The 22,351-nt window shown below is 65.0% G+C and carries 17 protein-coding genes; 14 read left to right on the forward strand and 3 right to left on the reverse strand.

Annotated elements, in window-relative coordinates:
- Positions 1-250 precede the first annotated feature (250 nt).
- Genes K0F86_RS24440 through K0F86_RS24460 form a run of 5 tightly spaced genes read left to right on the forward strand, consistent with a single transcriptional unit; the run spans position 251 to position 6,180 of the window.
- Positions 251-1,561, forward strand: a complete 1,311-nt coding sequence (locus K0F86_RS24440) for an O-acetylhomoserine aminocarboxypropyltransferase (protein WP_219136737.1) — start codon at positions 251-253, stop codon at positions 1,559-1,561.
- Between the two features lies 1 nt (position 1,562).
- Positions 1,563-2,375, forward strand: coding sequence for an alpha/beta fold hydrolase (locus tag K0F86_RS24445; protein ID WP_219136738.1), 813 nt, complete (start codon positions 1,563-1,565; stop codon positions 2,373-2,375).
- Positions 2,376-2,409: 34 nt separating this feature from the next.
- Positions 2,410-3,816 (forward strand): PoNe immunity protein domain-containing protein, encoded by a 1,407-nt coding sequence (locus K0F86_RS24450; RefSeq protein ID WP_219136739.1) that lies wholly within the window; start codon positions 2,410-2,412, stop codon positions 3,814-3,816.
- Positions 3,817-3,846: 30 nt separating this feature from the next.
- Positions 3,847-5,844: a WG repeat-containing protein gene (locus tag K0F86_RS24455; protein ID WP_219136740.1), complete on the forward strand. Its 1,998-nt coding sequence runs from the start codon at positions 3,847-3,849 to the stop codon at positions 5,842-5,844.
- Between the two features lie 21 nt (positions 5,845-5,865).
- Positions 5,866-6,180, forward strand: coding sequence for a hypothetical protein (locus K0F86_RS24460; RefSeq protein WP_219136741.1), 315 nt, complete (start codon positions 5,866-5,868; stop codon positions 6,178-6,180).
- Positions 6,181-6,187: 7 nt separating this feature from the next.
- On the opposite strand, the gene K0F86_RS24465 is transcribed toward K0F86_RS24460, so the two are convergent.
- Complete coding sequence (locus K0F86_RS24465; protein ID WP_257572343.1) at positions 6,188-7,564, reverse strand: YihY family inner membrane protein; 1,377 nt, start codon at positions 7,562-7,564, stop codon at positions 6,188-6,190.
- Between the two features lie 67 nt (positions 7,565-7,631).
- On the opposite strand from K0F86_RS24465, the gene wrbA reads away from it, so the two are divergent.
- From wrbA to K0F86_RS24510, 9 genes are read left to right on the forward strand one after another with little or no spacing between them, the layout of a single operon-like run.
- Positions 7,632-8,240: an NAD(P)H:quinone oxidoreductase gene (wrbA, locus tag K0F86_RS24470; protein WP_219136742.1), complete on the forward strand. Its 609-nt coding sequence runs from the start codon at positions 7,632-7,634 to the stop codon at positions 8,238-8,240.
- Entirely contained in the window at positions 8,240-8,650 is a 411-nt protein-coding gene (locus tag K0F86_RS24475; RefSeq protein ID WP_219136774.1) for a DUF2069 domain-containing protein, read from the forward strand. The genes wrbA and K0F86_RS24475 overlap by 1 nt, the downstream gene beginning before the upstream one ends.
- A complete protein-coding gene (locus K0F86_RS24480) occupies positions 8,647-10,062 on the forward strand; it encodes an FAD-binding oxidoreductase (RefSeq protein WP_219136743.1) in 1,416 nt (471 codons plus the stop codon). The genes K0F86_RS24475 and K0F86_RS24480 overlap by 4 nt, the downstream gene beginning before the upstream one ends.
- Entirely contained in the window at positions 10,059-10,481 is a 423-nt protein-coding gene (locus tag K0F86_RS24485) for a DUF4124 domain-containing protein (RefSeq protein ID WP_219136744.1), read from the forward strand. Before K0F86_RS24480 ends, K0F86_RS24485 begins: the two co-directional genes overlap by 4 nt.
- Positions 10,469-13,066, forward strand: a complete 2,598-nt coding sequence (locus K0F86_RS24490; protein ID WP_219136745.1) for an FtsX-like permease family protein — start codon at positions 10,469-10,471, stop codon at positions 13,064-13,066. The genes K0F86_RS24485 and K0F86_RS24490 overlap by 13 nt, the downstream gene beginning before the upstream one ends.
- The gene (locus K0F86_RS24495; protein ID WP_219136746.1) at positions 13,066-14,142 is read left to right on the forward strand and encodes a carotenoid 1,2-hydratase; all 1,077 of its coding nucleotides are present in this window, start codon (positions 13,066-13,068) and stop codon (positions 14,140-14,142) included. The genes K0F86_RS24490 and K0F86_RS24495 overlap by 1 nt, the downstream gene beginning before the upstream one ends.
- A gap of 39 nt (positions 14,143-14,181) precedes the next feature.
- The gene (locus K0F86_RS24500) at positions 14,182-16,044 is read left to right on the forward strand and encodes an ABC transporter transmembrane domain-containing protein (protein ID WP_219136747.1); all 1,863 of its coding nucleotides are present in this window, start codon (positions 14,182-14,184) and stop codon (positions 16,042-16,044) included.
- A 2-nt stretch (positions 16,045-16,046) separates the two neighbouring features.
- Complete coding sequence (gene leuE / locus K0F86_RS24505) at positions 16,047-16,721, forward strand: leucine efflux protein LeuE (protein WP_219136748.1); 675 nt, start codon at positions 16,047-16,049, stop codon at positions 16,719-16,721.
- Between the two features lie 9 nt (positions 16,722-16,730).
- A complete protein-coding gene (locus K0F86_RS24510) occupies positions 16,731-17,822 on the forward strand; it encodes a low specificity L-threonine aldolase (RefSeq protein WP_219136749.1) in 1,092 nt (363 codons plus the stop codon).
- A 138-nt stretch (positions 17,823-17,960) separates the two neighbouring features.
- On the opposite strand, the gene K0F86_RS24515 is transcribed toward K0F86_RS24510, so the two are convergent.
- Together K0F86_RS24515 and K0F86_RS24520 are read right to left on the reverse strand one after the other, a co-directional pair.
- Positions 17,961-19,391 carry an OmpP1/FadL family transporter gene (locus K0F86_RS24515; protein WP_219136750.1) on the reverse strand — a complete coding sequence of 477 codons (1,431 nt, stop codon included), beginning with the start codon at positions 19,389-19,391 and terminating at the stop codon, positions 17,961-17,963.
- Between the two features lie 188 nt (positions 19,392-19,579).
- Positions 19,580-22,324: an EAL domain-containing protein gene (locus K0F86_RS24520; RefSeq protein WP_257572344.1), complete on the reverse strand. Its 2,745-nt coding sequence runs from the start codon at positions 22,322-22,324 to the stop codon at positions 19,580-19,582.
- Positions 22,325-22,351 lie beyond the last annotated feature (27 nt).

Genomic DNA, 22,351 nt, shown 5'->3' on the forward strand with positions numbered 1-22,351 from the left:
GCGCCTGAAGCCCAGGATGTCGTTCGCTTGCAGCTGCTTCCCCGCGGTGCGGCGCACGCGCAATGGTCGAACAACCCGAATATCGCTGATCCGCCATCCTACCACCGCCATGCGGAGGCGGTCACTTTTTTTGACTTCAAGTGACCCGCGCCGCCCGCCAGCACGGCGCCATGCGCCCTGCACGCGAGGCCTTTTACTCAGCGCTAAATCAGGTTACGATCTTGCCACTATAAAACTTGGCGGAGACACCATGAGCGGCCCGAAATACCCCGGTTTCGACACTTTATCCCTGCATGCGGGCGCGGCGCCCGACCCGGCCACGGGCGCGCGCGCCACGCCCATCCATTTCACGTCCTCGTTTGCCTTCAAGAGTTCGGAGCACGCGGCCTCGCTGTTCAACATGGAGCGGGCCGGCCACGTGTACTCGCGCATTTCGAATCCCACCAACGCCGTGCTGGAAGAGCGCATCGCCGCGCTCGAAGGTGGCGTGGCCGGCATCGCCACGGCCAGCGGCCAGGCCGCCATGCACCTTGGTTTATGTACCATCGCCGGCGCCGGCTCGCACATCGTTGCCTCGCGCGCCCTGTACGGCGGTTCGCACAACCTGCTGGCCTATACATTGAAACGCTTCGGTATCGACACCACCTTTGTTGACCCGCGCGACCCGGACGCCTGGCGCAGCGCGATACGCCCGAACACGAAAGTGCTGTTCGGCGAAACGCTGGGCAATCCCGGCCTCGACGTGCTGAACATCCCCCAGATTGCCGCCCTGGCGCACGAACACCAGTTGCCGCTGATGCTAGATTCGACGTTTACCACGCCCTATTTGCTGCGCCCTTTCGAGCATGGCGCCGACCTGGTATTCCACTCGGCCACCAAGTTTTTATGCGGCCACGGCACGGCCATCGGCGGCTTGCTGGTCGATGGCGGCACTTTCGACTGGCAGGCGGCGTACGACAAGACGGGCCGCTTTGCCGAACTGTGCGAACCATATGACGGCTTTCACGGCATGGTCTTCGCCGAGGAATCGACGGTGGCGCCGTTCGCCCTGCGCGCGCGGCGCGAAGGCTTGCGCGATTTCGGCGCCGTCATGAGCCCGCACAATGCCTTCGCCATCCTGCAAGGCATCGAAACCCTGGGCTTGCGCATGGACCGCCACGTGGCCAACACGCGCAAAATCATCGACTTTTTGCTGGCCAATCCGGCAGTGGATGCCGTGTCCTACCCCGAACTGCCATCGCACCCCGACTACGCACTGGCAAAGACCCTGCTGCCGAAAGGCGCGGGCGGCGTCTTCACTTTCCGCCTGCGCGGCGACCGCGCGGCCGGCCAGCGCTTCGTCGACAGCCTGAAAATCTTCTCGCACCTGGCCAACGTGGGCGACGCCAAGTCGCTCGTCATCCACCCGGCCTCCACCACGCATTTCCGCGTGCCCGACGAGCAACTGGCGCAAGCGGGCATCACGCAAGGCACCATGCGCCTGTCGGTGGGCCTGGAAGACGCGGACGACTTGATCGAAGACCTGGCCCGCGGCCTGAAACTGTCGCAGAAAGGCGCCTGAGATGTTATTCACCATCGAGAACACCACGGCCTACTGCTACACCGGTGGCAAACCATACAACCCGGATCAACCCACGGCCGTCTTCATCCACGGCGCGCAGAACGACCATTGCGTGTGGGCGCTGCAGACGCGCTACTTCGCCCACCACGGCTGGAACGTGCTGGCCGTCGACTTGCCGGGCCACGGGCGCAGCCTGGGCGCGGCGAAAACAAGTGTGGAAGAACTGGCGCGCTGGATCCTGGCCGTGCTGGACGCAGCCGGCGCCGCCAGGGCCATGCTCGTCGGCCACAGCATGGGCTCATTGATCGCGCTGGAAGCTGCGTCCCTGGCGCCGGAGCGCGTCAGCCACCTGGCCATGCTCGGTTCCACCTACCCGATGAAGGTCTCGCCGGCGCTGCTGGAAACAGCGCTCCAGGACGAACAGGCGGCCATCGACATGGTCAATATCTGGTCGCACTCGTCGATCGCGCAAAAGCCCTCGTTTCCCGGCCCCGGCTTCTACGCCATGGGCGGCGCGCGGCGCCTGAAACAGCGCATCGCCGCCCTCAACCCCGCTCACGTGTTTCACACGGATTTTTATGCCTGCAATGCCTACGCGAACGGCGAAATCGCCGCCGCTTCGGTACACTGCCCCACTGTATTCATTTTCGGCGCGCGCGACATGATGACGCCGCCCAAATCGACCAGGCTGCTGACGGCGGCCATCGCGCATGGCACCGTGGTGCAGGTCGACAGCGGACATGAATTGATGGCCGAGCAACCGGACGCCGTGCTCGACGCGCTGTTTGCGTTTGCGCAAAGCACCCCGGCATGACGCCATGCCATGCACACTTTTTCAGGATCGATGAATGATGTTGTTGAATACCCTGCACGATGAACTGACTGGCCGCGGCAGCGGCACGGAAGCGGAGCGGCACGAACGCTATAAATGGCTGGAGCAACTGCGTTTCACTAACCCGCTGGCGGACGAAGGCGGCCCCATGGCCGGCATTCCGTACTACCAATGGTGCCGGCTGCCGCAGGCGCTGGTCGTGGCGGGCCAGCACACGGATCTGCTGGTCGGCACCACGAGCTCCCAGTACCTGGTCTTCGAGGGCCGCCACGCGGCAGCCTTCGCGGCCGAACTGGGCCTGCAATACGACGCCAACAACCGCATCGACCGCCCCGGTGGCCTTGACGAGCTGCTCGATGCCTATGAAGAGCAGGACGACGGCAACTGGACCACCTTGTCGAACGAAGCGCCAGCGCCACCGCTGGCCGGCTGGGACGACGTGTACTTCCGCGTGCGCGACCTGAGCGACGGCAGGACCATCCAGAGCGTGACCACCATCGCCTACGAAAGCAGCCGCTTCCCTGGCTACACCCTGCTGGGCACGACCATGGTGGGTGTCGGCGCCATCGTCCACGACGACGAGACGGCGCAATATATGCAGCAAATCTTCGCCGACTGGGCCATCCAGCGCGATTGCGCGAACGCCTGCCTGCCAGCGCAGGAAGCGTGGCCCCACGCGCCGCGCCAGACGCCGCCCGAGACGTTCGGCACTGCGTTCGACTTTGGCCGCAACCTGACTTACCAGGATGCGCTGCTGGCCGCCTACGGGCGCGCGCAGGCGCAGGCGGAAAACGACGGTGGTGACGCCGCCTACTGGGCGTGCGCGGCCGCCAGCACGGCCTACCAGGTCTTCTCGCTGCGCTACACGGCAGGCTTGCCTTTGCCTGACGTGGAAACGGCGCTGGAAGTGGCCGTCGCCGCCAGCGAAACGGCGCGCGCGGCCCTGGCCACCGCCTACGATGACGATGCCTTGCCCGCCTTTGATTTCGAACAATTGACGGACTATGCGCGCACCCTGCAGTTGCTGGGCGCGACCCTGCTGTTCGGCCGCCACGACCTGGCTGCCCGCCTGGCCGCCCTGCAGACGGCCTTCGATGGCGACGATGGCGTGTATGAGGCACTGCTGTCGACCATTGATCCGCAGCGTCCCGCCGTCGACGAATGGTATTTCGCCGAGCCCTACTCGGCCCTGTTCGAGTGCCTGGACGTGGACGATCGCGCGCAGCAACTGGAACACCTGCGGCACTACCTGGCCAGCTGGCATGGCGCGTTGGTGCGCGAAGACTGGTTCAACGGCCATTTGCGCGCGCAGGGTCTGGGCGGCTACTACGGCCTGTGGGCCTTCGAGGCGGCCGCCGTGGCCAAACACCTGGGTCTGGAGCGCAGCGCGCTGGCGCATTGGGTCATGCCGCCTACCCCCTGAACACCCCCCTTATTCTTTCAGATAGCATTCATGATCAACACCGCAGCCCTGTTCAGCACCGCCTTCCTGCCCGGCCAGGCCGGCCAGGCCGGCTTCGACACCGAGACGATCACCGGCCTGGCCGAATGGCGGCTGGACATACCTGCGCTGTTCAAGCTGCTCATCGGCGCCGGCACGCAAGCCGTGGTCTGGCCCATCTACGGCGATGGCGAAGACTGTCCCTGCGTGCTGGCCGCGCCGATGGCGCAGGCGCAGGCCAGCTGGCAAGCCTTGTCCGCGCTGATGGACAAGCCGCGCGACGCGGCCGCCATCGTCGCGCGCGCCGGCATCAGCACCTTGCTGGCGGGCGGCCAGGCGTGGCTGATCCTCGATTGCGTGCAGCTGGTCCGGCACGATATCGACACGCCGGACTACGCCGCCGCGCTCGAGGCCCTGCGCGCCGAAGCGCAAGCCCTGCACCTTGCCCTGCTGCGTGGCGACAGGGAAGCCCTGGCGCCCCTGCTGGCCGCCGGCGCCGCATCGCCGGCCACCGGCTACTGGTCGGAGTCCGCCAGCGCGCAACTGGCCGAAGTCGAGGAACTCGATACGCAAGACGTACCGTTCCTGCAAGGCCTGGAAGTGGTGGGATGGGAGGAAGAGGCGCTGTGCTATGAAGTGAGCAAGGCCGGACAGCCCGACATCCTGGGCCTGGTCACGCCGTATGGGCGCTGGATCGTGCCGCTGTCGCTGAATGTGACGGCACTGGGCGCGCGCCACGCGGACGACGGCTGGATCACGTTTGCCACGATGGCCCACCCGGACGCGCACGGCGTGCTGGATCTGAACGGCATGGTGGTGCTGCCGCCCGCGCCTGGTGCCCTGTATGTGATCAGCCCCCATCTGCTGCAGCAAATCGATGCGGACGGCGCCAGCCGCTTGCTGCGCCTGCCCGATGGCGCACTGCTGATGGACGGCGTGGACCACATCGGCCGGCGCGACGATGGCTATATCGACATCGAGCGCCAGGCGCACGATGACGAGCGCAATGTCTGCGGCGTGCTCGACGCCACCGGCAAGGTGGTGCTACCGACTGCCTACAGCTCCGTGCAGGATTTTGGCACGAAGAAGAAAATCGCCATCGTCAGCCAGCGCATCGATGGCCGCTTCCTGTTTGGCCTGGCGAACAGCCAGGGCGAGCTGCTGGCGCCATGCCAGTACGAAGCCATCGATAGCGCCACCACCTCGTCGCCGCCCAAAGTGCGCAAGAACCTGATCTTCGCCATCGACGCGCAAGGCCTGGCCTGCATGCTGACGCTGGATGGAAAACAGGCCTTCACGCCGCTGTACCCGCCCGCCCACCATTTGCGCGGCGTGGCCTTGCAAAGCGATTTTTTATATGTGGTCAAGGACAGCATGGCCTGGAGCATGGATTTCACGGGCCAGTTGCTGGAACAGTTCGACACCGTGGACAACTTCAAGGCGGCCATCACGGCGCAATTGAGCGAGGCCATGGGGCTGGGCAAGAAAAAACCCGTCAGGCGGCGCAGCTTTACGCCGTCGCAGATCCTGGCCAAGGCCGACCGCGAGCAGTTGCGCGCCATGGCCGCCCTGCTCTTGCAAGGCGATGCGGAACTGGCCACGCGCTGCGTGGACATCACTTTGGAAGAGCTGGCGGAGGACGACCCGGAAGAGGAATACGAAGGCGATACGCCCGAGGCGGCGTGCTTCTTCCTGCTCTGGTCCACGGCCGCCGATGCGCTGGGCCACGGCACCACGCTGGACTGGAAATCAGTCGATGAAGTGCCGCGCATCGCCCAGCATATCAGCCTGCCCGCGCTGCGGGATTTTTCGTGGGCGCAGCGCGAGGATGGCGACGCCATGGCCGAGGGCCTGGCCGCCATCGCCGCCCACCTGGCACCGCATCAGCTACGCCTGGTCAACCTGCACGGTGGCGAGGATACGTATTATCTGGGCGTCGTGCGCGCGCAGGATGCGGCGGCGTTCAGCAAGGTGGCGCTGCAGGCGGCCTTGCGGCCCGTGCTGCTGTGATTTTTCCAATACAAGGAATCCATGCACGCGAAAAAATTCATCGATGATGTCGTCGCATCCAATGCGTCGCTGCTGGTCTTGTATGCGCAGGGACGCCAGGGACAGACGCAACTTGGCGCCCTGCTCGACGGCCTGGCACTGGCCGAGGCCCAGCGTGTACAAGTCCTGGCCTTGATCAAGCTGGCAATCGATGACGCCACGTACCAGCTGGTGTGCGGCATCGAGGGCAGTGCGTCGCTGGGCGACAATCAGCAAGATTACACGCTGCTCGACGAAGATGGCAATACGCTGACGGGCGCGCTCGATGCGCTGCTGTACGACAGGTTGAACACCTGATCGACTGTCAGTTGCAGCGCACTTCCCCGAAATGCTGCGCCAAAGTCAGGCCCAGTCCCTGCTCCACGGCGTTTTCCACCTGCGCCGCCAGCGCGGCCGCTTCTTCCGCCGCCTTGATGTCGCGCTCGTTGGTGGAACCGGCCGGATAGCCGGAGTTCACGCGCATGCCGCCGAAGACGAACAAGCGGTAGACGTCGGCCAGGCTGATGCGGTTGACGTTGCCCAGCAAGACCCAGTGGTCGGAACTGTCAGCCACGCGCTTGCCCCACTGGACGCGCACGGCGCCTTCCACGTTGACTCTGCCCACCCAGCCCTGCTGCACCATCTTGTCGAGCAGGGTTTCCATCTCTTCGAAGCCCAGGCGCGTGCTGCGGCGAATTTCGGCCGCGCCCACCAGGGCCGAATCGGCGCAGTGACAGGCCTGGTGCAGCACCTTCAGGATGGCGACGGCGTCGACGAATTCGCTGCCCGGCGCCGCCTCGTACCACCAGCGCTCGTATTTCACGACGGGCAAGGCCGCCACCAGCAAGGCGCCCACCAGGGTGATCATCCAGCTCAGGTAAATCCATACGAGGAACAGGGGCAAGGCGGCCAGCGCGCCATAGATGCGCGAATACGTGGGGAATTCCTGGATGAATTCACCGAAGCCCCGCTTGGCCACCTCGAACGCCAGCGCCGCCAGCAAGCCGCCCCAGGCCGCGTCGCGCCAGTCCACGTCGCGGTTCGGCACGGCGATGTAGAGCAGGGTAAACGCCAGCATGGTCAGACCGATCGACACCAGCGTATAAAACACGGCGCCGAGGAAAGGCACGGCGCCCACCACGCCGCTGGTGGCCATGAAGAGGCGCGATGTCACCGTCAGCGACACGCCCACCAGCAGCGGCCCCAGGGTGACGATGGCCCAGTAGACGAGCAGGCGCTTGGTCCAGCGGCGCTCCTGGCGCACGCGCCAGATGCGGTTGAAGACGCGCTCGATCAAGCCCATCATGCCCACCGAGGTGACGATCAGGGCACCCGCACCGATGGCCGACAAACGCGTGGCCTTCGAGGCAAACGTCGTCAGATAATCGAGGATGGTGTTCGATATCCCCTTGGGCATCACGCTTTGCACGAAATAGTCTTCCAGCGCGTGGCGGAAGGTATTAAACAGAGGGAAAGTGGTGAAGATGGCCAGGGCCAGCGTGAGCAGCGGCACCAGCGCGAACACGGTGGCGAACGTCAGGCTACCGGCCACCTGCGGCAGGCTTTCCTCGCTCACGCGGCGGCGCGCGAACTGCAGCAGGTCGCGCGTTTCGGACCACGTCAGGCCGCGCACGACGGCCAGTCCCATGCTCAGGGCGCGCCACAGGTATTGAAAGATCGGGAGTATATATTTTGAAAACATGTGCAAAATCAGAACGGCGCCATGACAGCAGTCGTATCAGGCTGTAAAGCGCCCTATAATACCAATGATGAAGCCAACCAATCTGATTATTCTCGTATTGTTTTATTCACGCCATGGCGCCACGCGCCAGCTGGCCGAGCTGATAGCCCAGGGAGTGGAAAGCGTGCCTGGCTGCGACGCGCGCCTGCGCACCGTGCCCGCCGTCTCGACGGTGGCCGAGGCCACGGCGCCGGAAGTCCCGCCTGATGGCGCTCCTTATGTGGAACTGGAAGACTTGCAGGACTGCGCGGGCCTGGCCCTGGGGTCGCCCACGCGCTTCGGCAACATGGCCGCCGCCATGAAGTACTTCTGGGATGGCACGGCCAGCGACTGGCTGGCCGGCAGCCTGTCCGGCAAGCCCGCCTGCGTGTTCACGTCCACGGGCAGCCTGCACGGCGGCCAGGAATCGACCCTGCTGTCGATGATGATCCCCCTTTTTCACCACGGCATGCTGGTCATGGGCCTGCCCTACACGCATCCCGAACTGATGACGACGTCCACGGGCGGCTCGCCGTATGGCGCCACGCACTGGTCGGGCATCTCTGGCGACAAGGCCTTGAGCGACGATGAAAAGCGCCTGGCCGTCGCCCTGGGCCGGCGCCTGGCGGAAAACGCCGCGAAACTGGCAGGCGCATGATGCACGGCACACTGCACAAGTATTTTCACTGGGGCGCCATCGCCAGCCTCGTCACCCTGATCGTCTGGTGCCTGCTGTGGGAAACCGTCGTCGCGCCGCTGCAGCCGGGCGGCTCCTGGGTCGTCCTGAAGGCGGCGCCCCTGCTCATTCCCCTGTACGGCGTCATCAAGCGCGACGTGTACACCCTGCAATGGTCGTCGATGGTGATCCTGCTGTATTTTACAGAGGGCGTGGTGCGCGGTTACAGCGACACGAACGCCACCTCGGCCATCATGGCCTGGGGCGAGGCGGCCATCGTCTGCATCTATTTTGCCTGCGCCGTGCTGTATCTGCGCCCGTATAAAAAGGCCGCCAAGCGCATGGCCAAAGAGCTTCTGGAAAAAGTGAATAAAGTGAGCATCAAGAAATGACTGGCCAAACCGATTTCCTCGCCGCCTGCCGCGACCTGCTGGGCGACACCTATGTACTCACCCTGGACGCCGACACGGCGCCCTTCCTCACCGACTGGCGCGACCGTTTTACCGGCAAGGCCCTGGCCGTACTGCGCCCCGCCACGGTCGACGAAGTGGCCGGCGTGCTGCGCGCGTGCGCGCAATGGCGGATTCCCGTCGTGCCGCAAGGCGGCAACACGGGCCTGGTCCTGGGCAGCATCCCGGACGCTGCCGGCACGGCCGTCGTGCTGTCGCTGGCGCGCCTGAACAGCATCCGCGCACTCGACCCCGTCAACCGCACCATCACCGTCGACGCGGGCTGCATTTTGCAAACCATCCAGGAAGCGGCCAGCGCCGCCGGCTGTCTGTTCCCATTGTCGCTGGCGGCCGAGGGCAGTTGCACCATCGGGGGCAACCTGGCGACGAACGCGGGCGGCACGGCCGTGCTGCGCTACGGCAATACGCGCGAGCTGTGCCTGGGCCTGGAAGTGGTCACGCCGCAGGGCGAGATCTGGAGCGGCTTGCGCGGCCTGCGCAAGGACAATACCGGCTATGACTTGCGCGACCTGTACATCGGCGCCGAGGGCACCCTGGGGGTCATTACCGGCGCGGTGATGAAACTGTATCCGCAGCCGAAAGCCTGCATCACGGCGCTGGCCGCCATGCCCTCGCCCGCCCACGCCCTGCGTTTATTAAGCCTGATGCAGGACCATTGCGGCGCCAGCCTGACGGGTTTTGAACTGATGTCGCAGTATTGTCTGCAACTGGTGGCGCAGCAATTCCCGCAGCTGCCGCGTCCTTTCGCCGAGCAGCATGGCCAATATGTGCTGCTCGAACTGTCGAGCAGCCAGTCCGAGGCGCATGCCGTGGAATTGCTGGAAGCGAGCATCGGCGCGGCCCTGGAAGACGAGTTGATCGAGGATGCCGTCATCGCCAGTTCCGTGGCGCAGTCCGAAGGCCTGTGGCAGCTGCGCGAACACATTCCGCTGGCGCAGGCGCAGGCGGGCAAGAACATCAAGCACGATATATCGCTGCCCATTTCCCGCATCGCCGACTTCATCGCCGTCACGGACGTGGCCTTGGAAAGCGCTTTCCCCGGCTGCCAGCTCGTGTGCTTCGGCCACCTGGGCGACGGCAACCTGCATTACAACGTGGCGCCGCCGCCCGGCATGACGGATCAAGACTTCCTGGCCAACCAGGATGCCATCAACCGCATCGTGCACGACCAGGTGCACGCTTTTGGTGGTTCCATCTCGGCCGAACACGGCATCGGCGCCCTGAAGAAGGATGACCTGGCCCGCTACAAGTCGCCGCTGGAACTGCAGCTGATGCGCGCCGTGAAGCAGGCGCTGGACCCGCAGAACATCATGAATCCGGGGAAGATATTGTGAAGCCGTCGTATCTCCTGCTCATGGCCTTGCTGACCGGTTCCGCCAGCGCGCAAGACATCTACAAATGCGTGCAGGATGGCCAGACCAGCTACAGCGCCGCGCCCTGCACGGGCGGCCAGCTGCAGATCCTGGAAATCCCCTCGCCCCCGCCTGCCGTCGACAAGGGCGCGGCCACGCGCCAGCAACGGGTCGCCAGCCAGCTGGAGGCGGCACGCAAGAAGCAGGAAAATCTGGCAGACCAGGCGCGCGAACGGGCCGCCAGGCAGAAGGAAACGCATGACAAGCATTGCGCCCAGCTGCGGCTGGAGCAGAAATGGACGGCGCAGGACGCCGTCGGCGCGGGCGACAAGAACCGCGACGCGGCGCAACTGAAAGCGCGGCGCGCCGGCGAACGCCTGGCCGTCGAATGCCTGAATTGAGTGCGCCGCTGACCAGCCCGGCGACGACGCGCCTGCTGTCGCGCTGGCTGCTGCTGGGCGAATGGCGCGCGCATCCCGTGCGCGCCTTCGTCGCCATCCTGGCCATAGCCATCGGCGTGTCGCTGGGCTTTGCCATCCATTTGATCAACGCGGCCGCCTTCAATGAATTTTCCACGGCCGTGAAAAGCCTGTCCGGCCAGGCCGATGTGCAGGTGGCCGGGCGCGAAGCGCTGTTCGATGAAAGCATCTATCCATGGCTGGCGCAGCGCGACGGCGTGGCCATGGCCTCGCCCGTGCTGGATCTGCAAGCCGCAGTGGCCGGCCGCGCCGGCAAGGACGGCGGCCCGCTGCACATCCTGGCGCTCGACGTCTTCCGCGCCGGCTTCATCTCGCCCGACCTGATCGGCGCGCCCGCCGAAGGCCAGCCTTTCGACACACTGGCCGACGACGCCATCTTTTTATCGCCGGCCGCCTTGCGCTGGCTCGGTGTGGCGCAGGGCGACACGATTGCCCTGCAATCGGGCACGGGCCAGGTGCGGCTGCGCGTGGCCGGTTCGCTGCAGCGCGCGCGCGCCGGCCAGCGCATCGCCGTAATGGATATCGGCGCGGCGCAGTGGCGCTTCAACAAACTGGGCAAGCTGTCGCGCATCGACTTGAAACTGCGCCAGGGCGTCAACCGCGACGCCTTCCAGGCGGACCTCGCGCGCGCACTGGAAGCCCGATACCCGGGGCGTTTCCAGGTGGGCCAGCCGAATGACGAGAACCAGAATAGCCGCAACAATAACCTCAGCCGCGCCTACCGGGTCAACCTGACGGTGCTGGCCCTGGTGGCCCTGTTTACGGGCGCCTTTTTGGTGTTTTCCACGCAAGCGCTGTCCGTCATCCGCCGCCGCGGCCAGTTCGCGCTGCTGCGCGTGCTGGGCATGGAGCGGGGACAATTGCTGCGCCAGGTGCTGCTCGAAGGCGCCAGCCTGGGCGTGGTCGGCGCTGCCCTGGGCATCGCCGGCGGCTACGCCATGGCCGCTGTCGCCCTGCGCTTTTTCGGCGGCGACCTGGGCGCCGGTTATTTCGCGGGCGTGCAGCCGCAGGTGCAATTCACGCCCGTCGCCGCCTTCGTGTATTTTGCGCTCGGTCTCGGCGTGGCCTTGCTGGGCTGCGCCGCGCCCGCGCTGGAAGCGGCGCGCGCGGCCCCCGCCATCGCCCTGAAATCGGGCAGCGAGGAAGTCGTGACGACGCGCCTGGCGAAAACCTGGCCCGCGCTGGCTTGTTTGCTGCTGGCCGGCGCATTGACCCTGCTGCCGCCCGTGTTCGAGCTGCCCCTGTTCGGCTATCTGTCCATCGCGCTGCTGCTGATCGGCGCCATCGCCCTGATGCCGCAACTGGCGGCCGTGGTCTTCCGCTTGCTGCAGCGCGCCTGGCTGCGCACGGACGCGAGCCAACACGCGCCCGTGCGCAGCCTGACCCTGTCCCGCCTGGCGAACGCCTCGGGCCAGGCCGGCATCGCCTTGGGTGGCGTGCTGTCGAGCTTTAGCCTGATGGTGGCGATGGCCATCATGGTGTCGAGTTTCCGCGTCTCCGTCGACGACTGGCTGCTGCAGATCTTGCCGGCCGACGTGTATACGCGCACGACCGCCAGCGGCGGCACGGCAGGCCTGAACCCGCGCGAACAAGCCGCCATCACCGCCCTGCCCGGCGTGGCCAGGGTGGATTTCCAGCGCCTGCGCTCGCTGTCGCTGGCGCCCGACCGCCCGAACGTGATGCTGCTGGCGCGCCCCGTCAACCTGGCCGATCCGGGCAAGAGCATGGTGCTGGTAGGCGACACGCTGCCCGTGCCCGATGGCGCGAAACCCGTGTGGCTGTCCGAGGCGGCGGCCGACCTGTACAACGTCAAGCCTGGGCAGCAGATAGCGCTGCCGCTGGCGGGCGGCTTGCACCAGTTCTTTGTCGCCGGCATCTGGCGCGACTATGCGCGCTCTTCCGGCGCCATCCAGATGCCTTTGGCCGACTACCGCGCGCTGACCGGTGACATGGATGTCAGCGATGCGGCCCTGTGGCTGGCCAAGGACGCCACGGGCGAGCAGTTGCAGCAGCGCCTGAAGGCGCTACCGTTTGGCGCCAGCCTGGAAGTGTCGAACCCCTCGGCCATCCGCGCTTTGAGCCTGCAAATCTTCGACCGCAGCTTCGCCGTCACGTATTTATTGGAAGCGATCGCCATCGTCATCGGCCTGTTCGGCGTGGCCGCCACGTTTTCCGCGCAAACCCTGGCGCGCGCGCGTGAATTCGGCATGCTGCGCCACGTGGGCGTGACGCGCGGCCAGATCTTGTCCATCCTGGCGCTGGAAGGCGGCGCGCTGACGGCGCTGGGCATCGCCACCGGTTTTGTTCTGGGCCTGTTGATCAGCTTTGTGCTGGTCTTCATCGTCAACCCGCAATCGTTCCACTGGACCATGCAGCTGCACCTGCCGTGGCCCCTGATCGCCAGCGTGGCCGGCGCCCTGCTGACGGCGGCCGCCCTCACTGCCCTCATCGCGGGCCGGCAAGCGCTGTCCGCTGGACCCATCCGCGCCGTCAGGGAGGACTGGTAATGCGCCGTTTGACTTATTTACTGTTGTTCTGCAGCGCCGCCGCCATCGCCGCGCCGCCCGCCTTCGCCCCCGTCACGCCGCTGCCGGCCGGCCAGACCCTGCGCCTGCCGCACGATTTCGGCGCCCATCCCGCGTACAAAACGGAATGGTGGTACGCCACGGGATGGGTCAAAACCGCCGGCGGCGAACAACTGGGCTACCAGGTGACCTTCTTTCGCAGCGCCACGGCCGCCGATGCCGACAACCCCAGCGCCTTCGCACCGAAACAGCTGATCATCGGCCACGCGGCCCTGTCCGACCCGAAGGTGGGCAGGCTGCTGCATGACGAAAAAAGCGCGCGCGAGGGTTTCGGCCTGGCTTACGCCAAGGTGGGCGACACGGACGTGAAACTCGACGACTGGCGCATGCGGAGGCAAGCGGACGGCACTTACCAGGTCAGCCTGGCCGCGCGCGATTTCAATTTGCAGCTGGTCCTGACGCCCACGCAGGCCGTGCTGCTGCAGGGCGTTGGCGGCTACTCGCGCAAGGGCGCGCGGCCCGCGCAATCGAGCTACTACTACAGCGAGCCGCAGCTGCGTACCACGGGCACCATCACCCGCGCAGGCGGCAAGCCGGAAACCGTGACGGGCACCACCTGGCTCGATCACGAGTGGTCGAGCCAGGTGCTCGATGCGGACGCCAGCGGCTGGAACTGGATAGGCGCCAACCTCGCTGACGGCGGCGCGCTGATAGCCTTCCAGATCCGCAGCAAGACAGGTGCTAAACTATGGGCGCACGCGACATGGCGCGATGCGTCCGGCAAGATGACGCAGTTCGCGCCCGGCGAGGTCGATTTCACGCCCACGCAGCTGTGGCGCTCGCCCCGCACGCAGGCCGAATACCCGGTCGCCACCGAGATCCGCACTGGCCCGACGCGCTGGCAAATCAAGCCGCTGCAAGCCGACCAGGAACTCGATTCGCGCCGTTCGACAGGCGCCGTGTACTGGGAAGGCGCCGTGACGGTGGAGCGCGATGGCCAGCCGGTGGGCCGCGCCTACCTGGAAATGACGGGCTACGTGCAGCCGATGAAGTTATAAACAGTACCGCAAGCAAAAAGTAAATCAAAGCGAAAAACAATGACAACCAGCACAGAAACAGGCAGCACGAGTACCACCGCAACCACACCGTCCCCCGACACCGGCACCAGCCGCGAACTGAAGAAAGGCAGCCTGGCCGCCTTCAAGGGTTTGATGCCCTTTTTGACGCCGTACCGCAAGCAGTTCTTCCTGGCCGGTATCGCGCTGGTGGTGGCCGCCGCCTCGACCCTGGCCATCCCCGCCGCGTTCAAGCAGATGATCGACCTGGGCTTCGGCGGCGCGGCCGGATCGAAAAGCATCCAGCATGTCGACCTGGTCTTCCTCGCCCTGTTCGGCGTGGCGTCCATCCTGGCGCTGGCCACGGCGGCGCGCTTTTATACGGTGTCGTGGCTGGGCGAGCGCGTCACGGCCGACATCCGCAGCGCCGTGTACCGCCACGTCGTCACGCAAAGCCCCGCCTTCTTTGAAACCACGCAGACGGGCGAAGTCCTGTCGCGCATCACCACCGACACGACTTTGATCCAGGCCGTGGTCGGCACCAGCATCTCCATGGCGCTGCGCAATGTGCTGCTGTTCCTGGGCGGCCTGGTGATGCTGTTCGTCACCAGCGCCAAGCTGGCCGGCATCATCATCGGCTTGCTGATACTCGTCGTCGTGCCCATCATCGTGTTTGGCCGTCGCGTGCGCAAGCTGTCGCGCGATTCGCAGGACCGCATCGCCGACGCCTCGGCCATGGCGGGCGAAATCCTCAACGCCATGCCCACCGTGCAAGCGTTTACGCACGAAAAAATCGAATCGAAGCGCTTCGGCGACTCCGTCGAAGGCGCTTTCATGACGGCCATGCGCCGCATCCGCGCCCGCGCCCTGCTGACGATGATCGCGATTCTGCTGGTCTTCGGCACCATCGTGTTTGTCTTGTGGCTGGGCGCGCGCGCCGTGCTGGAAGGCACGATGACGGGCGGCGACCTGGGCCAGTTCATCCTGTACGCGTCCATCGTGGCCGGCGCCATCGGCGCCTTGTCTGAAGTGATGGGCGAAGCGCAGCGCGCCGCCGGCGCCACCGAGCGCCTGCTGGAATTGATGGCCGTCAAATCGGAAATCGAGTCGCCTGTCACGCCACTGCCGCTGCCCGCGCGCGCCGCGAACGGCGCTTCGCTGTCGCTGGACGACGTCATGTTCTCGTATCCGTCGCGCCCGGACACCCACGCGCTCGACCACGTCAGCCTCGATATCCGCGCCGGCGAAACGGTCGCCGTCGTGGGTCCGTCCGGCGCCGGCAAGACCACGCTGTTCCAGCTGTTTTTACGTTTTTATGACCCGCAAAGCGGCAGCATCCGCCTCGATGGCGTGGACATCAAGCAGCTCGACCTGCACACCCTGCGCGACGCCATCGGCATCGTGCCGCAAGATACCGTGATCTTCTCGGCCGACGCCATGGAAAACATCCGCTACGGCCGCGCCGGCGCCAGCGACGAGGAAGTCATCGCGGCCGCGAAAATGGCGGCCGCCCACGAATTCATCGAGCGCCTGCCGAACGGCTACAAATCCTTCCTCGGCGAACGGGGCGTGCGCCTGTCCGGCGGCCAGCGCCAGCGCATCGCCATCGCCCGCGCCCTGCTGAAAAACCCGCCGCTGCTGCTGCTCGATGAAGCGACCAGCGCGCTGGACGCGGAATCGGAACGCCTGGTGCAAAAAGCGCTGGAAGCGGCCATGGTGGGCCGCACCACGGTCATCATCGCGCACCGCCTGGCCACCGTGCAGCGGGCCGACCGCATCATCGTCATGGAAGACGGCAAGATCGTCGAGACGGGCACGCACGCCTCATTGGTTGCGCTCGGGGGCATTTATGCCAATCTGGCGGCCCTGCAATTCCATCACGTACAGCTCAATCCAGCGGAATAATCATGAACGCACTTTTCCACGCCAATCTGGGCATCACCGATTTCTGGACCTTTTTACTGGGGACCATCTTCATCGTCATCCTGCCCGGCCCCAATTCCATGTACGTGCTGTCGGTGGCCGCGCAGCGCGGCGTGCGGCCCGCCTATCAGGGCGCCTTCGGCATCTTCGCGGGCGACCTGATTTTGATGGTGCTGTCGGCCTGCGGCGTGGCCTCCCTGCTGAAAGCCAGCCCGGCCCTGTTCTATGTCGTGAAATACATCGGCGCGGCCTACCTGGGCTGGATCGGCCTGCAGATGCTGATAGGCTGCTGGCGCAAGCTGCGCGCGCCCGCTCCCGCTGAAGGAGAAGCGGCTGCCGTACCTGCCCCCGTCAAGGAAAGCGACCCGTTCCGCAAGGCCCTGATCATCAGCCTGATGAACCCGAAAGCCATTTTGTTCTTCATCTCGTTTTTCATCCAGTTCGTCGACCCGGCCTTCCCGAATCCCGTGCTGTCCTTCATCGGCCTGGGCCTGATCTGCCAGGTAATCAGCTTCAGCTATCTGACGGCCATCATCTTTGTCGGCGTGCGCCTGGCCGAGACTTTCCGCCGTCGCCGCCGCCTGTCGGCCGGCATGGGCGGCGGCGTGGGCGCCATGTTCATCGGTTTTGGCGCGAAACTGGCCACGGCCACTCTGTAAGGAACTACCGTGAACGAGCTTGAGCTGCGCCAGCGCTGCCACACCGTCCTGCCGGGCCACTGGCAGCCCACGCCAGCGGCCACCTTCGCCGCCATGGCCGCCTGGTGCGAAGCCAACGACGTTGCGCACGATACCTATGGCGAAGGCGCGCTGATCGAACGGTTCGAAAACAAGGTCGCCAGCCTGCTGGGATTCGAGGCGGCCGTGTTCTGCATCACGGGCACCATGACGCAGGTGACGGCCCTGCGCCTGGCTTGCCAGGACCGGGGTTCGCGCCTGGTGGCGCTGCATCCCACGTCGCACATCCTGCGCCACGAGCGTGGCAACCATGCATTACTCGATCACTTCAAGGGTTTGATGATCGGCGACCCGCAGCGTCCGTGGACGGTGGACGACTTGCGTGCCGTGCCCGATGCGCTGGGCGCCGTCCAGGTCGAACTGCCGATGCGCGAAATCGGCGGCCAGTGCCCGTCCTGGGAAGACTTGAACGACATCAAGCGGCACTGCCGCGACAACAATATTCACCTGCACATGGATGGCGCGCGCCTGTGGGAAGCGCAAGCGGGTTTTGGCCAGCCCCTGCCCGCCATCTGCGATGGTTTTGACTCCGTCTACGTGTCGCTGTACAAGGGCATCGGCGGCCTCGGTGGCGCCATGCTGGCCGGCAGCCGCGGCTTTGTCGAACGGGCGCGCGCGTGGTTCCACCGCCAGGGCGGCAACATCGTGCACCGCACACCCTACGTGGTGGCCGCCGCCATGCAGTTCGACGCGCGCCTCGCCGCCATGCCCCGCTATTTCGAACGCACGCAGTGGCTGTACGCGCTGCTGCGCGACTTTCCGAACATCGCCGTCAACCCCGCCCAGCCGCAGGCCAACATGCTGCACCTGCACTTGCCCGTCTCGCGCGAGCGCGCCCTCGCCATCCGCAACCAGGTGGCAGAAGACCACGGCATCTGGCTGTTTGCCCGCGCCAGCCATGCCGCCCTGCCCGGGCACAGCGTGGTGGAATGGTATGTGGGAGATAACCTGCTGGAACTGCCCGACGACAGCGTGCGGCTGGCATTGACCTTGCTGGACCAGGCCATGCGCGCCAGGACCTGAGCAGCGCAGGTCGGGTAGGTCGGGTAGGTCGGGTTAGCGCGCAGCGCGTAACCCGACGCCACCACAATCGTGCCAAAAAAAAGCGCCCGAAGGCGCTTTTTTCCTTTCATGGCGGCCGGGTCGGCCGCCACTACCTGCTTAGAACTTGTAGTTGTAAGCGAGACCGATCAACTGCATGCGGGTCTTGAACAGGCCCTTGGTGGTTTCACCGTTGCCGGTGCAGCCAGTCAGCACCGGCGAGCAGAGATTCTTGTAGTTGACGTCAGCATCCTTGAAGTCGATATAGCTGTAGGCCAGGTCGATCGAGGAATTGGCGTTCAGCTTCCAGTTCGCGCCGACCGAATACTGCATGCGGTCGCTGTCCGGCAAGGCCGGGTGGCGCAGTTCCGCGCTGGGTACCGGTGCCTGGTCGTGGGCGATACCGGCGCGCAACAGCAGGTTTTCACTGTACTTGTAGTTGGTGCCCAGCGAGACGCGGTAAGTGTCTTTCCAGTTCTGGCGAATGCGCTCGGCGCCTTCGGCCGTCGGCGGGAACTGGATGTCCAGGTTCTGCAGACGCGAAGTGCGGGTCCAGGTGACGTCGCCCATCAAGGCCCAACGATCATCCATCTGGTGGAAGGCGTTGATCGATACGGTTTCCGGCGTGCGCAATTCAACCAGCGCCTTGGAATTGACCTTGCCCGATGCACCGCTGATGAAGCCATTCACAGCCGCATTGTTCGACACTTGCGAGAAGTCCCAGATCGTGTCGCCTTTCAGCTTGTGCGAAATCGACGAACGGTAGGAAACACCGAAGCGCGTGCCCTCATTCATCTGGTACAGATAACCGAGGTTGAAGCCGAAACCCCAGTCGTTGCCATCCATCGAGGCGTGGCCATCCTTGGCGCCCTGCAGTGCAATGCCGGCCGCATTCGCGGCAGCCAGGCCTTGCGCCTTAGCTACACTCGCCAGGAAAGCCCCCGAGATGACCGGATTCGCGCTCAGGGCCTTGACCGTACCCGGTACGTCCACCGCCTGGCCCAGTTCCGCCTTCATGTATTCGGCCGTGATACCGAAACCGAACGAGTGGTGCTGGTCCAGCTTGAACGAAACGGAAGGATTCAGGGCGATGGCTTCGAGCTTGATGTTGGTGATCGCATAGCGGCCGCTCCAGCTGTTGCCGTAATCGAGCTTGGCGCCGTAGGGCACGAACAGGCCCATGCCGACGGTCCATTGCTCATCGATTTTTTTGCTGGCATACACGGCAGGCGCAAAGACCGCATTCGGCACGTAGTCCTTGGTCGTGCCACCCGTGGGCTTGCCCGTGAAATTGAAGGATCCCTTGTCCTGGAACGTCGAATGCGGTACCACCAGGGTGCCGCCGCCCACGAACTGCGTGCCCTCCAGGCGCGACAGGCCGGCCGGGTTGTAGAAAATGGTCGACGCGTCGGCCGCTTCGGCGCCGCTGGCATCGGCCGTACCCTGGGCGGAAACGCTTTGCGAACCGAAACGGTAGCCCGATGCCTGGGCGGTGGAAGCCAAGCCGGCGCATGCGACGGCGATGAGGAGGGGCAGATATTTATGTTTCAAGTTAGTCTCTCTTTATTATATGAAGTGTCTTCGTCACATGGTCTCGGGTAGCTCAACCTCACCCGTCTTGCACTGTTCTTGCCGCCGTGAACTCCAATTCACTGACGGCATGAGCGAAGCATATAATATTTTTTAAAAAAAAGCGAACGTTCGCTCTTTTTATGAAACAGCGTTGTTTTTCTCGCCCATCACGGGGCTGCAGGGGGTATGACGGGGGCTGGAAGCGGTATCAGAAAGCGCTGCTGCATCAGCCCCAGCATCTGTTCGGCCGGCACGGGGCGCGAAATGAAATAGCCCTGCACTTCGTTGCATTGCAGCGCGCGCAGGATGTCGAGCTGCTCGCGCGTCTCCACCCCTTCGGCCACCACGCTCATGCCCAGCGCATGCGCCATCGACAGGATGGCGCGCACGAAGACCTCGCCCTGCTCCGAACGGCCCAGCTCCATGGTGAAGGCGCGGTCGATCTTCAAGCCATCCATGGCGAACTTCTGCAGCTGCGACAGCGAAGAATAGCCGGTGCCGAAATCGTCGACCAGCAGACGCACGCCCAGCGCGCGGATGGCCGACAGCTGCTCCACGGCGCGGTTCTGCTCATCCATCATGGCCGATTCCGTGATTTCCACCTCGATCAGCCGCGCATCGATGCGGTGGCGCGTCAGCGCGGACGCCAGCACCTGGTGCACGTCGCCGCGGCCGAACTGGCGCGCCGAGACGTTGATCGATACGGGCACCATTTCCAGCCCGCTGGCCTGCCAGCGCGCCATTTGCAGGCAGACCTTCTCGATGACGACCTCGCCCAGCTGCGAAATCAGGCCGCTGCTCTCGGCCACGGGGATGAATTCCAGCGGCGGTACCATGCCATGCTGCGGGTGGTGCCAGCGCACCAGCGCCTCCATGCTGCACAGCTGGCCGCTCATGGCGTCGACGCGCGGCTGGTAGACGACGAGGAACTGGTCCTGCTCCAGCGCCGTCACCAGGCTTTGCTCGAGTTCGCGGCGGTTGCGTATGGTTTCGAACAATTCCGGCTGGAAGAAGCGGTGATGGCCCTTGCCCGCAACTTTCACGGCGTACATGGCGATATCGGCATTCTTCAGCAGCACTTCCGTCTCGGCGCCGTCGCGCGGATACAGGCTGATGCCGATCGAGGCGCCCATCTTGTGGCGTTCGCTGCCCAGGTAAAACGGTTCGTCGAAGGCGATGGCGATGCGCTGCGCCACCTGTTCGGCGCGGCTGTCGTCCTCCACCGGGTCGAGCACGACGACGAATTCGTCGCCGCCCAGGCGCACCACATGGTCGCCCGGCCGCAGCACGGCCTTCAGGCGCAAGGAGGCGGCGCGCAGCACCTTGTCGCCCTCGGCGTGGCCCTGTGTGTCGTTGATATCCTTGAAACCGTCGAGGTCGATGAACAGCAGCGCCAGCATCTGGCGCGCGATGGCGGCGCGGCCCAGGGCGCCGGGCAGGAATTGCTGCAGCCAGTAGCGGTTGGGCAAGCCCGTCAAGCCGTCTTCATTGGCCAGGCGGCGCAAGTCGCGCTCGTGCTCCTTGGCCGTGCTGATGTCTTGCAGGGTGACGGCCAGGCGGTCGCCGCTGCGTACCAGGCGCCGGCGTATCCAGCGCAGCTTGAACGGGTTGCCTTCCGGCAGCTCGATCTCTTCCTCGGAAAAGCCGGACTGCATGGCGGCCCGGTAGTTATGGATCAGGTCGCGGAAATACGGCTCGTGGGCGCGCGACTGCAGGCGCATGCCCAGCAACTGCTCGCGGCGCACGCCAAAGTAGCCGGCGCCCGGCTCGTTGCAGTCGACGATCTCGAAGTCGAGGATGCTGCCATCCGTGCCGCGCAGGGCGGAAATGATGTAAAAGCCGTCGCTGGTGCCTTCGGTGGCCATGCGGTAGGCATTGCGCACGCCTTCGGACTGGTGGTGGCGCCACGCCAGGCGCAGCGACAGCACCGTGGCGACGGCGGCAAAGGCCAGCAGCAGCACGGTGACGGCCAGCGCGATGCCGATGTAAATGGTGCGCGTTTCTTCATAGGGGTGCAGCATTTCGCCGTCCGACAGGCCGACCACAGCCGTAAACGGATAGGCTTTCAGCGCCTGCCAGCCTACATAACGGCTTTGCTTGTCGGAAAAAGCAATCCTGCCGCCAGAATGCATGGCGCCGCTCTCCGTTTCCAGGAAGCTGGTGTCGAGAAACGGCGTGCCTTCACCGTTCTGTGTCGGCAACACGCGCGCACCGAGGCGCGTGCTGAACAGCTCGCCCTCCTCGCCCACCATGGCGGACATGCCGAACTTGCCAAAATTGACACTGTTATAGAATTCGGAAAAATAGCTGGAATGAATGGAAATGAGCAGCACGCCGTCAAAATTGCCATCCTCGTCTTCCAGCCGGCGCGTGAAATGCACGAGGCTTTCGTCGGTGCCGGGCACTGTGGCCTCGCTGGCGGCAATGGCCTTCCCCAGCGCGATGCGCAGCGCGCTGGAATTGCTGCGCCAGTGGCGCAGCAGGAAATCGCTGCGCTCGTTGACGCGCAGCTGCTGCAGCGGCGCCGTGGCCGTCACGGGGTGGCCCTTGCGGTCGAGGATGGCGACGATGGCAAATTGCGGCAAGGCATACATGCCCTGCGTCTTCAATTGATCGAGGCGCAGCTGGCCGCGCGAATTTTCCCACTCATACTTGAGCTGCAAGGTCAGCTGGTCCATCTGTTCCAGCGTGCGCAGCAGATACTGGCCATACGCTTTCGACAGGGAAGACACGCTGTCGAGCGCCTGCTGCTGCGCCACCTTCTTTTCCGCCTCCAGCTGCAGCAAGGTGGCCGTCCACAGCACCGCGCACAGGACCAGCCCCAGCAGGGGCCAGGCCAGGATCAGGCGCAGGTTGGCCTTGAGAAAATCTGCCCTGCTCATTTCCACCACGGCGGCGTTATTACTATTCACAAATTGTCGCAAGAACATGGTGCAGCA

It is taken from the genome of Janthinobacterium sp. UMAB-60 (assembly GCF_900095235.1).
Classification (GTDB): domain Bacteria; phylum Pseudomonadota; class Gammaproteobacteria; order Burkholderiales; family Burkholderiaceae_D; genus Janthinobacterium.